Source organism: Cryobacterium sp. M96, assembly GCF_002929845.1.
Classification (GTDB): Bacteria; Actinomycetota; Actinomycetes; order Actinomycetales; family Microbacteriaceae; genus Cryobacterium; species Cryobacterium sandaracinum.
Genome location: NZ_PJJS01000040.1, coordinates 78,855 through 94,450, shown reverse-complemented (window position 1 = coordinate 94,450; position 15,596 = coordinate 78,855). Strand labels below are relative to the sequence as shown.

Here is a 15,596-nt window from a genome sequence, read left to right as displayed (position 1 = left end):
CCGCCGGGCGAACGCCACGGCGATGGCCAGTTCGGCCTCCGCGATCGCCTCGAAATGCTCCCCGAGAGCCTCTTGCTCTTCCATAAATGAGGGCTTCATGACACACACGCTACGGGCACCCACCGACATTACCCGCGGCATCCGCCCACCTACACGCACCCTGTGGATAACCCGATCAGGCCCTGATTGTGGAGGGATCGGGGTGGTGAAACGCCCGCTCAGAACCGGTGCTGCAACACCCAGTTGTGCATGGTGACAGCCGCGGCGGCCGACGCGTTGAGCGAGCGGGTGGAGCCGAACTGGCTGATCTCGACGACGGCATCCGCTGCCTCGATCGCTTCGGGAGAGAGGCCGGGACCCTCCTGCCCGAACAGGAGCACGCAGCGCTCGGGGAAGCGGAAGGTTTCGATGATCACGCTGCCGGGCACGTTGTCGATGGCGATGATCGGCAAGGTCTCGGCGGCGGCCCACTCGACGAAGGACGCGACATCCGGGTGGTGCAGCACGTGCTGGTACCGGTCGGTGACCATGGCCCCGCGCTTGTTCCACCGCTTGCGCCCGATGATGTGCACCGTGTCGGCGGCGAACGCGTTGGCGCTGCGCACGATCGAGCCGATGTTCATGTCGTGCTGCCAGTTCTCGATGGCGACGTGAAACGGATGCCGCTTCTCGTCGAGGTCGGCGACGATCGCCGCCATACTCCAGTAGCGGTAGCGGTCGATCACGTTGCGCGTGTCGCCGCGCTCGAGCAGCTCGCGGTCGTAGAACGACTCCTCGGGCCACTCTCCGGCCCAGGGTCCGACGCCGTGGGTGGACAGTTCGGGCGTGGGGTTCTGCGGTTCTTGCACCGATCCACCGTATCCCGCCGGGCACCGCCGGGCGTGCCGGGCATGCCGGGCATGCCGTCGGGTATTCTGACGTGCAGGGTTCGCGTTTCGCCGGCTCGCACCCCGCCCGGAAGGAACCATCACCATGCATCCCACGCTCTTCGGTATCGACTTTCTCGACTCGGAGTGGCTGATCGGCTGGTTCGGTTCGTTCGTGCTCCTCGGCGTGGCCACCATCGTGTTCGTCGAGACGGCTTTCATCGTCTTGTCGTTCCTGCCCGGCGACTCGCTGCTCTTCACCGTGGGCCTGCTCACCGCCACCGGGGATGTGCCGTTTCCGATCTGGGTGACCTGCTTCGTCATCTTCATCGCCGCGTTCGCCGGTGACCAGGTCGCCTATTTAATCGGCCGCAAGTCCGGCCCCGCCGTCTTCACCCGCGAGCAGAACCGCCTGTTCAACCCGAAGAACGTGGAACGCACCAACGCGTTCTTCGCCAAGCACGGCGGCAAGGCCATCATCATCGCCCGCTTCCTGCCCGTGTTCCGCGCCTTCGTGCCTCTCGCCGCCGGTGTGGGACGGATGCACTACCGCACCTTCGTGTTCTTCAACCTGATCGGCGCCTTCGCCTGGGGTGTCGGAAGCACCCTGATGGGCTACCTGCTCGGCCAGATCGAGTTCGTGGCGACGTACTCCGAATTCTTCATCATCGGCATCGTGCTGCTCTCGGGCGTGCCGATCCTGTCCGAGCTCTACAAGGCCGGCCGCGAGAAGAAGCGCACCCGCGGCAAGGCCCCGGTCCCCGTCGCCACGATTCCCGAGGACCTGCGCGAGGAGTAACCGCCCAGTTCAGAGGCGGCCGCGTCTCGGCACAGGGTCAGCGCAGCGTCAGACCGGCCAGTGCCGGCATCCGTGAACGGGTCGATCGCCGCCGAGATCTGGTACTCCCCCGGCGGGAGCGCGGGCCGGTCGGGGCGGGATCGGGTGGGTGGCTTGGTCGGTGGTTCCGGCGGCGAGCGGCCCGGCGAGCGCTGCGGACATCGCGGCCCGGTGGGCGATCCGGCTCCACAGGGGTGCGTTTCCGGCCCTCGTCGAGGTAGCCGCTGAAGATGGCCCGCCGCACGTAGGCCTCGGCCCCACCGACCGTGAACCCGTTTCCTCCCTCTGCTTAGCTACTAAAACGTATGACCGCGCCGAAACGTTGGTGTGCCGGGCCGCCCACGCAGGCACTGATCTTTCGGCATGCCTAAATCTGCCCTATCCTTTCGGTGTGGCTAAAAACAACGTGCGCACGGATGCGAGGGGACCGGTCCCTGAGATCGCCACCGTGGCATCCTCTCACCTGCTCTGGTTGCTCGGCCCTGCCCTCGTCGCGGGCGTGGCCTACCTCGACCCCGGCAACGTCGCCAGCAATATGACGGCCGGTGCTCGCTACGGCTACCTGCTGGTCTGGGTGGTCGTGGCCGGCAACGTGATGGCCTGGCTGATCCAGTACCTCTCGGCCAAGCTCGGCATCGTAACCGGCACGAGCCTGCCGGAAATTCTCGGGGTACGTATTCGGCGCCCGCTCACCCGCCGCCTCTACTGGGTGCAGGCGGAACTGGTGGCCATGGCCACCGACCTGGCCGAGATCATCGGCGGCGCGGTCGCCCTGAACCTGCTCTTCGGCCTCCCCCTGCTTGCCGGCGGCGTGATCACCGGGGTCATCTCGATGATCGTGCTCACGGTGCAGACCCGGCGCGGCCCGCGCACCTTCGAACGCGTCATCGTGGCGCTGCTGCTCATCATCACCGTGGGCTTCGCGGCCGGGGTGTTCTTCGCTCCGCCGGATGCCGGCAGCGTCGTCGCCGGCCTCGTGCCGCGGTTCGAGGGCGCGAATTCGGTGCTCCTGGCCGCGTCCATCCTCGGCGCGACGATCATGCCGCACGCCATCTACGCCCACTCCGCGCTCACCCGGGACCGATTCCCCGTCGTGGCGGACGGCGCAGCAACGCGACGCCTGCTCTGGGCCACCAAATGGGACGTCACCATCGCGATGGCCATCGCCGGCACGGTGAACCTGTCGATCCTGCTGCTCGCGGCATCCGCTCTGCAGGGCGTCGCCGGGACCGACACGCTCGAGGGCGCCCACGCCGCCCTCGAGGCAACCCTCGGGCCCGTGATCGCGACGGTGTTCGCGGTCGGGCTGCTCGCCTCCGGGCTGGCCTCCACCTCGGTCGGAGCGTACGCGGGAGCGGAGATCATGCACGGCCTGTTGCACGTGCGCGTGCCGCTGCTGGCGCGTCGCGTGGTCACCCTCATTCCCGCGCTGCTGATCCTGGGGGTGGGTTTCGACCCGACCGAGGCCCTGGTGCTCAGCCAGGTCGTCCTGTCGTTCGGCATCCCGTTCGCGCTGATCCCCCTGGTCTGGCTCACCATGCAGCGCGGGGTGCTCGGCGAGCATGTCAACCGCTGGTACACGACAGTCGCCGGCGCCGTCTGCGCCCTGCTCCTGGTGGCCCTGAACGTGGTGCTGCTCGTGCTCGTGTTCACAGGGGCGTGATGAAACACCCCACACCCGCGGCCGAGGACTACCTCAAGACCATCTACGCGCACACCGAATGGCAGCCGAACCCGATCACGCCTTCGGTGCTGGCCGCGCGGCTGGGGGTGGCGCCGTCATCGGTCACCGAGATGGTGAAGAAGCTCGCCGCCGGCGGCCTGATCGAGCACGTCCCCTACGGGCCGCTCACCCTGAGCCGGACCGGTTTCCTGCGGGCGACCGCGGTGGTGCGCCGGCACCGGTTGATCGAGACCTGGCTCGTGCGGAAAATGGGCTACGACTGGCACGAGGTGCACGACGAGGCGGAGGTGCTCGAGCACTCGATCTCGGACCGGCTGCTGGCGGCGATCGACGATCGGCTCGGGCATCCGTCGGCCGACCCGCACGGGGACCCGATCCCGGCCGAGGACGGCAGCCTGACCCGGCCGGACGCCATCCTGCTGGCTGAGGCCGCACCCGGCCACGTCGGGGCGGTCGTGCGCATCAGCGACCGCGACCCGGACATCCTGCGCGACCTTGCCGTGCACCGGGTCGGCCCGGGAACCCGGCTCACCGTTCTCGAACCCGGCGTGGTGCGGCTGCCGGGCGGCGGCATCTGTCGGCTGTCGTCTGCGGCGGCCCGATCGATCTGGCTCACCTCGTAACCGTCCGGAAACCTCGCGCCGCTAGGCTTATCCCCGAACCAAGGGAGCACCCAATGACACGCCGCGAAGACATCGAATGCTGGCTCACCGATATGGATGGCGTGCTCGTGCATGAAAACAGCCCGCTGCCGGGCGCGGCGCAGCTGCTGCAGCAGTGGAGCGACGCCGGCACGCCGTTCCTGGTGCTCACGAACAACTCGATCTTCACTCCCCGGGACCTCAGTGCCCGCCTGCGCGCCTCGGGCCTGAACGTGCCCGAAGACCGCATCTGGACCTCCGCGCTGGCGACGGCAGACTTCCTCCGCTCCCAGGCGCCCGGCGGCACCGCCTTCGTGATCGGCGAGGTCGGACTCACGACCGCCCTGCACGAGGCGGGTTTCATCATGACCGAGACGAACCCGGACTACGTGGTGGTCGGCGAAACCCGCAACTACTCGTTCGAGGCCATCACCAAGGCCATCCGTCTGCTCTTGAACGGTGCCCGCTTCATTTCGACGAACCCGGATGCGACCGGCCCCAGTGCGGACGGCCCCCTGCCCGCCACGGGTGCAATCTCGGCCCTGATCACCAAGGCCACCGGCATGGAGCCCTATGTGGTGGGCAAGCCGAACCCGATGATGTTCCGCTCAGCGATGAACAAGATCGGCGCGCACTCGGAGAACACGGCCATGATCGGTGATCGGATGGACACCGACATCATCGCCGGGATCGAGGCCGGGCTGCACACCATTCTCGTGATGAGCGGCATCAGTGACGACGCTGAGGTGCACCGCTACCCGTTCCGCCCGGACGAGATCCTCTCCGGCGTGCACGAGCTGGTCTCCAAGGAGCCCGTGGAGTCCGACGCGATCTAGGTTCCGCCGCTCCCATCGCAGCCGCGCTCTGCCGCACCCGTCGCCTCAGCACTTCTACCGCCGCGCCCGCCGCTCCTGCTCCCGCTCTCCCTCCCGCCAGGCCCTGACGAATTCGACGGAGATTTTGCACCACCACCCCGTTTCCGACCCAGAACTGACCATTTTCGGCAAAATCTCCGTTGAATTCGTTCAATCATCGGGCATGGGGGGCGACGGCGGATCCCGGTTGCACGGCTGGGGTTCCGCTGCGCTACAAGGCAACCAGACAGCCAGACAGCCAGACAGCCAGGCGGCAGACGTCGGTGACGGATGCTCCGGGACGCTTATGCGGCGGGTACCGGTCCGGGGCCCGCGATGCTCGCGTTCATCGGCTCGCCGGAGGCCCGGCTCACGAAGCAGTAGTAGGAGCGGCCGCCATCGGACCACTGTTCCTCGGTGATCGGGTAACTACCCTGCACCTGCACGTCGCCGTAGGCCGAGGCCGCGGCCAGGTCGATGACGCCGGTCGCGCTGCAGAGCAGGTTGATCTGCCCGGCCAGCTCGGCCTCGCCAGGGAAGGCTGTGGCGGCATCCCCGGCGAACACTCCGCGGTACACGAGCTGAGCCGCATGCGGGGTGGCACAGTCGGCGACCGTGAATTCCTCTTCCCAGGGTGTCACGTACGGCTGCAGGCATTCGCCGCCGAACAGGGTGTCCCACTGGTGCACGCCGACCGGCTGCGGGCCGGTGGCCTCGGGCGGCGCCGACGGCGCCACACTCGGGGTGGCGCTCGGGGCAGGTGTAGCGCTGGACGTGGCCACCGCGATGGGGGCAGCGTCGCCGCCGACCAGGCTCTGCCCGAGGAAGAACAGTGCCGCCAGCGCGAGCACGACCACCAGGCCGCCGACGCTCCAGATCAGAAGCCGGGGCCTGCCGGGGCGGCTGCCTCCGGGCGGGCGACCGGCCGAGGCCGGCCGCGCGACATCGGCACCGACACCGGCACCGGACGGCGCCGCGTCCACTGCGGAACGCCGGCCGTTCGCTGCGACCGGAGTGGCCACGCCCGACGAGGAGTTCGTACCCGACGCGGGGCGCGGGGATGCCGCACCGAACATATTGGTCGTACCCGACGCGGGCCGCGGAGTGGTGGCAGCAGCAGCACTCGCACCGGCGTGGATACCTGCCCCAGCCCCGGCTGGTGCAGGTTCGGGGGAAGCAGTGACGGCGGACGCGGACGCGGACGTGGCTGACGCGGACGCGGACGTGGCGGACAGGTGGGCCGGCGTTGCGGCCAGTGAAGGTGGAGTCGGGGCGGCGGTGGGCGCGGAGCGGGCCGCGGCCGAGGCCTGCGCCGCCGTCTCGGCCAGCCGTGTGCCTGCACGGGCATCCGGTGCGGGGAAGGCTGCCTCCGGCGCCGGGATGGCTGCCGCGGCTAACGGGGCACCTGGGGCGGCAACAACGGCCGCGGCTCCCGCCGCAACTCGGGCCCCGGCTCCAGCGATCCCGGCGGCGTCGCGGGCCTGGCCCGCGAGAGGGACCGGAGCCGACAGTGACGCGGCCAGTCGTGCGCGCAGACGGCCGCGGGCGGAGACCGGAGCCGGCAGCGCGGCCGGCTCGGGGTCGGGAGCAGGCGGCGTGCGCCCGGCCAGCAGATCGGCGGCCGCGACCTCCTCAGCGGTCAGCTCGAGCGGCGACTGCGTGAAGGTGGTCCACCACGGCGCCGGTGCGAGATCGGCTTTCTCCGAACGGATGCTGCCGCTCCGGTCAGACTCGTCCGGCCCGTTCCCGCCGAGCATCGGCAGAGGCGCGGGAGCCTCGACGGGTGCCAGAGGTGCCGGTGCCGACGCGTCGGGCGCCCACGGGGCGGGCCCCGAAGCTGAGGCCGAGCGTGTTTCGGCCGGCGTCAGTTCCGAAGCCGAGTCATCCGTGAGCGCGGCGGACGAAGCCGCCGACCTGACAGCGGCCGAGGGCGCGAACGCGGCCGGCTGGAGCTCGGAAAACGCGGCCGCAGACGAGGACGCGGCCGCAGCCGCCGCGACGGCAGCCGACTCAGCAGACGAAGCAGCCCCGGAAGCAGCCCCATCGACTGCAGAAGCAGCACGCGCCGGGTTTGCGGGCGTCAGGACGAACAGGGCCGCGGTCGTGATCGGCACGGATCCGGTCACATTCGCTGGCCCCGCAGCCGAAGGCGTCGCTCCAGCCGAAGGCGTCGCTCCAGCCGAAGGCGTCGCTCCCGACGAAGGCGTCGCTCCCGACGAAGGCACAGGAGCGGCAGGAGGCGCCGGAGCGGGACCAGCAGCGCCAGCCGCAGCAGCGGCGGCCCGAGCCGCGGCACCCTTGGCGAGCCGAGGGTCAGGCTGGGAGGTCGGCTTGAGCCCCCAGAGGAAGACGCCGGTATGGGTCGTCGGCTCGGCGGGTGCCGGTGGAACAATGCGGGAGGTTCTCGGCCACCGCGGCGACTGGCGGGGCGAATATTCGTCCGGCAGGGCCGGGCGCGCGCCGTCACCGAGCTGAGATGCCAGCCACTTCATTCCGTCCTCGCCGGGCACCTCATTTGTGGGCACTAGTTCAGCCCCAGGTCCTCAAGGCCGATCGCGGCGTAATAGGGGTAGCCCGCGGCTTCGATCACTTCGCGCGCGCCCGTGTTCCGGTCGACCACGACGGCGACGGCGGCGATGATCGCACCGACCTTGAGGAGCGCGTCGATCGCCGCCAGGGGCGAACCGCCCGTGGTGGACGTGTCTTCGAGCACGACGACGCGCTTGCCGGCGAGATCGGGTCCTTCGACCTGCTTGCCCCGGCCGTGGTCCTTGGGCTCCTTGCGCACGACGAAGGCGTCGTACGCGGCTCCGCGTGCCACGCCCTGGTGCAGGATGGCCGCCGCCACCGGGTCGGCACCCATGGTCATGCCGCCGACCGCGGTGACATCCGGAATGTGCGCGATCAGGTCGAGCATGACCTGGCCGATCAGTGGGGCGACGCGATGGTCGAGGCTGACCTTGCGCAGGTCGACGTAATACGTCGCCTTCTTGCCGCTGGTCAAGGTGAAATCCCCGCGGAAAACGGCCTCGGCCGAGATGTGGGCGATGAGCTGCTGGCGTGTGTCCGTCACAGGACCAACTTTAGGCCATCGCCCGGTCGGTGAACCTGAAGCAGGCGTTGCTCTAGAAGATACGAACGAGCTTGCGCTCGGGAACGCGGCGGAATCCGTCCTTGTGCACGTCGACGACGACGGCAACGACGGAGGAGATGACGATGAGAACGAGAACGGCGAGAAGAACAAACACGGTCGTACCTTTCGGGAAATGGGGTTGAGTATCGGGGAGACGGAGGCACCATTGCTCGAGTTCGACGTATTCATTTCATCATCTTTGACTTTGCAGCACAATCACATAGTTCTGCACGGAGTGTGTAGCGTTACTACATGGATGTCCAACGACTCGAACTTCTCCGCGAACTGGCCGAGCGCCACAGCATCACTGAGGTTGCCCGCGCCACGCACCGCACGCCATCCGCTGTCTCGCAGCAGCTGAAAGTGCTCGAACGCGAGGCCGGCCTTCCGCTCACCGAGCGCAGCGGTCGCGGCCTCATTCTGACGGATGCCGGCCGCGCTCTGGCCCGCAGCGCGACGGATGTCGCGGTCGCCCTCGCCCGCGCCCGGGCGGTCTGGGACGAGTTCCGCAACGACGCCACGGGCGAGGTGAGCCTGGTCACCTTTCCGACCGCGGGCGAGATGCTGCTGCCGGGAGCGGTGAGAAGCATCGCCGCCGTGCCCGGACTCATCGTCAACTGCACCGACAAGGACCCGGAACTGAGCGACTTCCCCGCGCTCACGGCGGAGTACGACATCGTGCTCGCCTACAGCCTGCGCGGCCAGCTTCCATGGGGCGGGCGCGGACTGACGGTGGTCCCGCTGATGACAGAGCCGCTCGACGTCGGGCTGCCGGCCGACCACCGGCTGGCCTCCCGGTCGTGGATCACCCCGGCGGACGTGATCGGCGAGACCTGGATCGGCGCGCCGACCGGCTACCCGTTCGAGCGCATCCTGCACCAGATCGAGCAGAAGGCAGGCAGTCAGATCACCGTCGCCCAGCAGTTCGCCGACCTGCGGGTGATCGAAGCGTTCGTCGTGGCAGGCCTCGGCATCGCTCTGGTGCCCCGGTACACCTGGGGCGGTGACCAGCCGGGCCGCCTCGTGCTCAAGCCGCTCCGCGGGGTGGACGCCGAACGGCAAATCGTGGCGCTGATGCGCCCCGATCGGGCCGAGCGCCTCGCCGTGCGCACCGTTCTGGAGGTGCTCCGCACCGAGGCCGCCCGCGTGCAGGCCAAGCACGCCCTCATCCCCTAGGCGTTCTGTGGGAAGCCCAGGTTGATACCGCCGTGGCTCGGGTCCAGCCACCGGCTCGTGATGGCCTTCTCTCGGGTGTAGAAGGCGATCCCGGCCGGGCCGTAGGCCTTGGCGTCGCCGAACAGGGAGTCCTTCCAGCCGCCGAACGAGTGGTAGGCCACGGGCACCGGGATCGGCACGTTGATGCCGACCATACCGACCTGCACCTCGTTCTGGAACCGCCTGGCCGCACCGCCGTCGTTGGTGAAGATGGCCGTGCCGTTGCCGTAGCGGCTGCGGTTGATCAGGTCAAGTCCCTCGGCGTAGCTGGCGACCCGCACGATGGAGAGCACCGGGCCGAAGATCTCGTCGAGGTAGACGTCCGAGTCCGTGCTGACCTTGTCGAAGAGGGTCGGGCCGAGCCAGAATCCGCTCGCGTCACCGTCCACCTCGATACCGCGGCCGTCCACGACGACCTCGGCTCCGTCGGTCTGGGCGAGGTCGATGTAGGACGCCACCTTGTCGCGGTGTACCTTCGTGATCAGAGGTCCCATGTCGCATCCGCGCATGCCGTCGCCCACCTTAAGGCTCTTCAGCCGCGCAGTGATCTTCGCGACCAGGTCGTCAGCGACCGGTTCCACGGCCACCACCACGCTGATCGCCATACAGCGCTCACCGGCCGAGCCGAAGCCAGCGTTGACCGCGGCATCCGCGGCCAGGTCCAGGTCTGCGTCCGGCAGCACGAGCATGTGGTTCTTCGCGCCGCCGAGGGCCTGCACGCGCTTGCCGTGGTGGGCGGCCGTCTCGTAGATGTACTGCGCGATCGGCGTGGAGCCGACGAACGAGATCGCCTGCACGTCGGGGTGCACGAGCAGGGCGTCGACGGCTTCCTTGTCGCCGTGCAGGACGTTGAGCACACCGGCGGGCAGGCCGGCCTCGGTCATCAGGGCAGCCATCCAGTTCGACGCGGACGGGTCTTTCTCGCTCGGTTTGAGCACGACCGTGTTGCCGGCCGCGATGGCGATCGGAAAGAACCAGAGGGGCACCATGGCTGGGAAGTTGAACGGGCTGATGATGCCCACCACGCCGAGCGGCTGGCGCAGCGTGTAGACGTCGACGCCCGTGGACACGTTCTCGGAGTACTCGCCCTTGCTCAGGTGCGGCATGCCGAGCGCGAACTCGACGACCTCGAGGCCGCGCGCGATCTCGCCGAGCGCATCCGAGGTCACCTTGCCGTGTTCGGCGGTGAGGATGTCGGCCAGCTCGCCTTTGCGCGCGTTCAGCAGTTCGCGGAAGTTGAACATCATGCCCTGGCGCTTGGCTTGGGATGTGTCGCGCCAGAGCGGATAGGCAGCGTGGGCGGAGGCGACGGCGGTGTCGACGTCGGTGGCACTGGCCAGGATTACGTTCTTCGCGACGGCGCCGAGGGCGGGGTTGAAGACGGGCGCGGTGCGGGTCGAGGCTCCCCGGAGGGGAGCCCCGTCGACCCAGTGGGTGATGAGGGGCAGTTCGGTCATGGGCGTTCGTCTCTCTTCATTCTCTTCATCGAGTCGGGGTGAGGGTGCGCGGGGCGTCAGACAAGCCGGTCGAGGCTGAGGACCTCGTCGTAGATAGTGAGCGCCTCGGCGACCTCGGCGTCGGTGACGACGCAGGGCGGCACCACGTGGATGCGGTTCTCGGCCAGGAACGGCAGCAGGTTGCGGGCCAGCAGCTCCGATTTGATCCGGCCCATCACGGCGCCGCTGAGCGGCTGGCGGGTCTCCCGGTCGGAGACGAGTTCCATCGCCCAGAACACGCCGACCCCGCGCACCTCTCCGATGATCGGGTGCTTAGCCTGCAGCTCGGCGAGCCCGGGGGCGAGCACGTCGCGCCCGATCCGGGCGGCGTTCTCCACGATGCCCTCGTTCTTCATGGCGTCCAGGGCCGCCACGATCGACGCCATCGCCAGCGGATGTCCGCTGTAGGTGAGGCCACCGGGATAGACCGTGGTGTCGAAGTCGTGGGCGATGGGGTCGGAGATGATCACACCGCCGGTGGGCACATAACCGGAGTTGACGCCCTTCGCGAAAGTGATCAGGTCCGGCACCACGTCGAAGCCGTCGAACGCGAACCAGTTGCCGGTGCGGCCGAAGCCGGCCATCACCTCGTCGAGGATCAGCATGATGCCGTACCGGTCGCAGAGGGCCCGCACGCCGGCGAGGTAGCCGGGCGGCGGCACGAGCACGCCGGCGGTGCCTGGGATGGATTCCAGCAGCACGGCCGCGATGCCCGCGGGTCCCTCACTCTGGATCACGTGCTCGAGGTGGCGCAGGGCCCGCTCCGACTCCTGCTCGGGGCTGGTCGCCCAGAACTCGCTGCGGTAGAGGTAGGGGCCGAAGAAGTGCGCGTGCCCGCGGGCGAACTCATTCGGGATGCGGCGCCAGTCGCCGGTCGCGACGATGGCCGCGCCCGTGTTGCCGTGGTACGAGCGGTAGGTGGAGAGCACCTTGTCGCGGCCCGTGTGCAGGCGCGCCATGCGGATCGCGTTCTCGATCGCATCCGCCCCGCCGTTGGTGAAGAAGACCTTGTTGAAGCCCTCCGGCGCCCGTTCGACGATGCGCTGGGCGGCCTCGCCGCGGGTCAGGGTCGCCGTGGAGGGCGCCACCGTGGCGAGCCGACCGGCCTGCTCGATGATGGCCGCAGTGACGGCCGGATGCTGGTGGCCGATGTTCACGTTGACGAGCTGGCTGGAGAAGTCCAGATAGCTGCGCCCGTCATAATCCCAGACCCGGGAGCCCTGCCCGCCGGCGATCACCAGCGGCTTGAGGGCACCCTGGGCCGACCAGGAGTGGAAGACGTGCGCCCGGTCAAGGTCGTAGGCGAGCTCGTTGCGGCTGGCCGTGGCGCTTGGGGAAGTGATGTCATTCACAGATATCGATTTCTTTCTCTCTGCGTTGAGATGGTGAGGCCGTGGATCGCCCACCTTCAGTGTGACCTCGATCGGCTTGAAGTCTGCACCATTCACCTGAATCGGGTCATTTCTTTGCCACGATGGGCTCGGTCATCGCCGGGATCACGGTCTCCCCGTAGACGCGCATCGTCTCTTCCTTGTTGTCGTGCTGCAGGTAGCCGGCGAACTGGTCGACGCCGATGGCGCGCAGGGCCTCGAGCTTTTCGATGTGGTCCTTCGCGGTGCCGAGCAGACAGAACCGGTCGACGATCTCGTCGGGCACGAACTCGGCGTGCGCGTTTCCGGCACGGCCGTGCTCGTTGTAGTCGTAATCCTGCCGGCCAATGATGTAGTCGGTGAGGGCCTTCGGCACATGAGATTCGGTGCCGTACTTGGCGACGATGTCGGCCACGTGATTGCCGACCATGCCGCCGAACCAGCGGCACTGGTTGCGCATGTGGCCCCAATTGTCGCCGATGTACATGGGCGCGGCCACGCAGAACTTGACCGCCATCGGGTCGCGGCCGGATTTCGCCGCGGCCTCCCGCACGGTCTTGATCATCCACTCGGCCACGTCGAGGTCGGCCATCTGCAGGATGAAACCGTCGCCGACCTCGCCCGCGAGCTTGAGCGCGAGGGGCCCGTAGGCCGCCACCCACACGTCAAGGGTGGAGCCGCGGCTCCACGGAAACTGCAGGGTCGCGCCGTTGTATTCGACCGACCGGGAGTTCGCGAGTTCCCGGATCACGTGCACCGACTCGCGCAGCGTCTTCAGGGTGGTGGGGGTTGCGTTGATGACCCGCACCGCCGAATCCCCGCGGCCGATGCCGCAGATGGTGCGGTTGCCGTACATCTCGTTCAGCGTCGCGTAGGTGGAGGCCGTGACCGTCCAGTCGCGGGTGCCCGGGTTGGTGACCATGGGTCCGACGATGATCCTGTCCGTCTCCGCGAGGATGCGGCTGTAGATGACGTAGGGCTCCTGCCAGAGCAGATGCGAGTCGAACGTCCAGACGTGGCTGAAGCCGTGCGCCTCGGCCAGTTTGGCCAATTGCACGGTGCGGGCGGATGGGGGGTTGGTCTGCAGCACTGCTCCGAAGTCCATCTGGGGTCCCGTCTAGATCAGGTACTGGCTCAGGCCGCGCTTGACGAACCGGCCGTCACCCTTGGAGCCGAGATAGGAGCTGTCGTCGATGATGACCTTGCCGCGGGACAGAACGGTGTCGACGTGACCGTCGATCTCGTAGCCTTCCCAGGCGGAGTGGTCCATGTTCATGTGGTGGGTCTTGCCATTCCCGTTGACGGGCAGGCCGATCGAGGTGTGGCCGTTCGGGTCGTAGATCACGATGTCGCCGTCGGCGCCCGGCTGGATGACCCCCTTTTTGCCGTACAGCCCGAACATCCGTGCCGGGGTGGTCGCGGTGATCTCCACCCAGCGTTCGAGCGAGATGCGGCCGTTGACGACGCCCTGGTAGAGCAGGTCCAGGCGGTGCTCGACCGAGCCGATGCCGTTCGGGATCTTCGAGAAGTCGCCGAGGCCCAGCTCTTTCTGCCCCTTCATGCAGAACGGGCAGTGGTCGGTGGAGACCATCTGGATGTCGTTGGTGCGTAGGCTCTGCCACAGGTGGTCCTGGTGGCCCTCGGCCTTCGAGCGCAGCGGCGTAGAACAGACCCACTTCGCGCCCTCGAACCCCGGTGCCCCGAGATTCTCCTCGAGCGACAGGTAGAGGTATTGCGGGCAGGTCTCACCGAACACGTTCTGGCCGTGGTCCCGGGCGGCGGCGATCTGCTCCACGGCCTGCTTGGCGCTCACGTGCACCACGTAGAGCGGCGCCCCGGTGAGGTTCGCGAGCATGATCGCTCGGTGCGTGGCCTCCTCCTCCAGCTGCCAGGCGCGCGCGACACCGTGGTAGTAGGGGTCGGTCTTGCCCTCTGCGAGCAGCTGCGTGACGAGCACGTCGATGGCCGGGCCGTTCTCGGCGTGCATCATGGTCATCAGCCCGGTCTCGGCGGACTTCTGCATGGCGCGCAGCACCTGCGCGTCATCCGAGTAGAAGACGCCGGGATAGGCCATAAACAGTTTGAAGCTGGAGATGCCCTCGTCCAGCAGCCCGTCCATCGCCTGCAGCGAGTCCTCGTTGAGGTCGCCGATGATCTGGTGGAACCCGTAGTCGATGGCGCAGTTTCCGGCCGCCTTCTCGTGCCAGGCCGCCAAACCGTCGAAGACCCGCTGGCCGTAGCTCTGCACCGCGAAGTCGACGATGGTGGTGGTGCCGCCCCAGGCCGCGGCCCGGGTGCCGGTCTCGAAGGTGTCGCTGGCCGCGGTGCCGCCGAACGGCAACTGCATATGCGTGTGCGCGTCGACGCCGCCGGGGATCACGTACTTGCCGGTGGCGTCGATCACACGGTCGACGGATGCGGCGAGGTCATTCCCGAGGAGAGCCGAGCCAGGTGCCAGCACGGCGACGATGATCTCGCCGTCGATGAGGACATCCGCCTGCACCCGGCCGGTCGCGCTGACCACGGTGCCGTTCTGGATCAGGGTCGTCACGATGCGCCCCTGGCTACGGCCGGGCGATCGGGCCGTAGGAGTCGGGACGGCGGTCCCGGTAGAACTGCCACGAGTTGCGCACCTCTCGGATGACGCCCAGGTCGAGGTCGCGGATGACGACCTCCTCGGTGTCGGTGGAGGCCACCTCGCCGACGTAGTTGCCGCGCGGGTCGACGAAGTAGGAGCTGCCGTAGAAGGTGACGGCGTCGGCGCCGAACTCCTCGGTCTCGGTGCCGATGCGGTTGTTGGCGCCGATGTAGTACTGGTTGGCGACGGCGGCGGCCGGCTGCTCGAGCTCCCAGAGCCGGTTCGAGAGGCCGGGCTTGGTGGCTGAGGGGTTGAAGACAATCTCGGCGCCGTTCAGGCCAAGCACCCGCCAGCCCTCCGGGAAGTGCCGGTCGTAGCAGATGTAGACGCCGATCTTGCCGACCATGGTGTCGAAGACGGGGTAGTCGGCGTTTCCGGGGCGGAAGTAGAACTTCTCCCAGAACTGGGGCAGGTGGGGGATGTGGTGCTTGCGGTACTTGCCGAGGTAGGTGCCGTCGGCGTCGATCACGGCGGCCGTGTTGTAGAGCACGCCGGGCTGCTCCTCCTCGTAGACGGGGAGCACGATCACCATCGTGTGCTCGGCGGCGAGCTTCTGGAACCGCTCCACGAGTGGTCCCGGCACGCTCTGCGCGAAGTCGTAGTACGTGGAGTCCTGCACAATGCCGAAGTAGGGGCCGTGGAACAGCTCCTGGAAGCAGATCACCTGCACTCCCGCTTCGGCGGCGGTGCGCACGAATCCCTCGTGCTTCTTGATCATCGACTCCTGGTCGCCCGTCCACTCGGTCTGGGTGATTGCGGCCCGAACTACAGTCATCTTGTCTCCACATTCGCCAGTGACGGAACACCGTTGAGCCGAACGACAGCGTCCGGGCTTATTAGTCTTCGACGCAAACATTTGGT

Annotated in this window: 14 protein-coding genes; 5 read left to right on the top strand and 9 right to left on the bottom strand. The window is 68.1% G+C overall.

The genetic code is table 11. From position 1 onward, the window contains the following. Positions 1–218: 218 nt before the first annotated feature. Positions 219–848, bottom strand: a complete 630-nt coding sequence (locus CXY79_RS05305) for an RNA methyltransferase (protein ID WP_104100100.1) — start codon at positions 846–848, stop codon at positions 219–221. A gap of 124 nt (positions 849–972) precedes the next feature. Between CXY79_RS05305 and CXY79_RS05300 the strand changes: the two genes are divergently transcribed. From CXY79_RS05300 to CXY79_RS05285, 4 genes are all read left to right on the top strand, one after another. Then, entirely contained in the window at positions 973–1,665 is a 693-nt protein-coding gene (locus CXY79_RS05300; protein WP_104100099.1) for a DedA family protein, read from the top strand. A 478-nt stretch (positions 1,666–2,143) separates the two neighbouring features. Further along, complete coding sequence (locus CXY79_RS05295) at positions 2,144–3,367, top strand: Nramp family divalent metal transporter (protein ID WP_104100114.1); 1,224 nt, start codon at positions 2,144–2,146, stop codon at positions 3,365–3,367. Then, positions 3,367–4,011 (top strand): metal-dependent transcriptional regulator, encoded by a 645-nt coding sequence (locus CXY79_RS05290; RefSeq protein WP_104100113.1) that lies wholly within the window; start codon positions 3,367–3,369, stop codon positions 4,009–4,011. Before CXY79_RS05295 ends, CXY79_RS05290 begins: the two co-directional genes overlap by 1 nt. Before the next feature lie 53 nt (positions 4,012–4,064). After that, complete coding sequence (locus tag CXY79_RS05285; RefSeq protein WP_104100098.1) at positions 4,065–4,865, top strand: HAD-IIA family hydrolase; 801 nt, start codon at positions 4,065–4,067, stop codon at positions 4,863–4,865. 323 nt (positions 4,866–5,188) lie between these two features. Here the strand turns inward: CXY79_RS05285 and CXY79_RS15910 are convergent, their stop codons facing one another. The 3 genes from CXY79_RS15910 to CXY79_RS16715 form a co-directional block, all read right to left on the bottom strand. Then, positions 5,189–6,640, bottom strand: coding sequence for a hypothetical protein (locus CXY79_RS15910; protein ID WP_158250229.1), 1,452 nt, complete (start codon positions 6,638–6,640; stop codon positions 5,189–5,191). A 767-nt stretch (positions 6,641–7,407) separates the two neighbouring features. Further along, positions 7,408–7,956 carry an orotate phosphoribosyltransferase gene (pyrE, locus tag CXY79_RS05270; RefSeq protein ID WP_104100095.1) on the bottom strand — a complete coding sequence of 183 codons (549 nt, stop codon included), beginning with the start codon at positions 7,954–7,956 and terminating at the stop codon, positions 7,408–7,410. 52 nt (positions 7,957–8,008) lie between these two features. Beyond that, entirely contained in the window at positions 8,009–8,131 is a 123-nt protein-coding gene (locus tag CXY79_RS16715) for a hypothetical protein (RefSeq protein ID WP_255408580.1), read from the bottom strand. A gap of 137 nt (positions 8,132–8,268) precedes the next feature. Here CXY79_RS16715 and CXY79_RS05265 point away from each other — a divergent pair, with 137 nt between their 5' ends. Continuing rightward, positions 8,269–9,192, top strand: coding sequence for a LysR family transcriptional regulator (locus tag CXY79_RS05265; RefSeq protein WP_104100094.1), 924 nt, complete (start codon positions 8,269–8,271; stop codon positions 9,190–9,192). On the opposite strand, the gene CXY79_RS05260 is transcribed toward CXY79_RS05265, so the two are convergent. The 5 genes from CXY79_RS05260 to CXY79_RS05240 all read right to left on the bottom strand — a co-directional run bounded on the left by CXY79_RS05260 (position 9,189) and on the right by CXY79_RS05240 (position 15,510). Next, entirely contained in the window at positions 9,189–10,688 is a 1,500-nt protein-coding gene (locus tag CXY79_RS05260) for a CoA-acylating methylmalonate-semialdehyde dehydrogenase (protein ID WP_104100093.1), read from the bottom strand. The two genes, CXY79_RS05265 and CXY79_RS05260, sit on opposite strands and share 4 nt — an antisense overlap. A 56-nt stretch (positions 10,689–10,744) precedes the next feature. Next, complete coding sequence (locus CXY79_RS05255; protein ID WP_233191270.1) at positions 10,745–12,079, bottom strand: aspartate aminotransferase family protein; 1,335 nt, start codon at positions 12,077–12,079, stop codon at positions 10,745–10,747. A 106-nt stretch (positions 12,080–12,185) separates the two neighbouring features. Beyond that, a complete protein-coding gene (locus tag CXY79_RS05250) occupies positions 12,186–13,202 on the bottom strand; it encodes a TIGR03842 family LLM class F420-dependent oxidoreductase (protein WP_104100092.1) in 1,017 nt (338 codons plus the stop codon). Between the two features lie 12 nt (positions 13,203–13,214). Continuing rightward, the gene (gene hydA / locus CXY79_RS05245; protein ID WP_104100111.1) at positions 13,215–14,651 is read right to left on the bottom strand and encodes a dihydropyrimidinase; all 1,437 of its coding nucleotides are present in this window, start codon (positions 14,649–14,651) and stop codon (positions 13,215–13,217) included. A 10-nt stretch (positions 14,652–14,661) separates the two neighbouring features. Continuing rightward, on the bottom strand, positions 14,662–15,510 hold the full coding sequence (locus CXY79_RS05240) for a nitrilase-related carbon-nitrogen hydrolase (RefSeq protein ID WP_104100091.1): 849 nt from the start codon (positions 15,508–15,510) through the stop codon (positions 14,662–14,664). Positions 15,511–15,596: the final 86 nt, after the last annotated feature.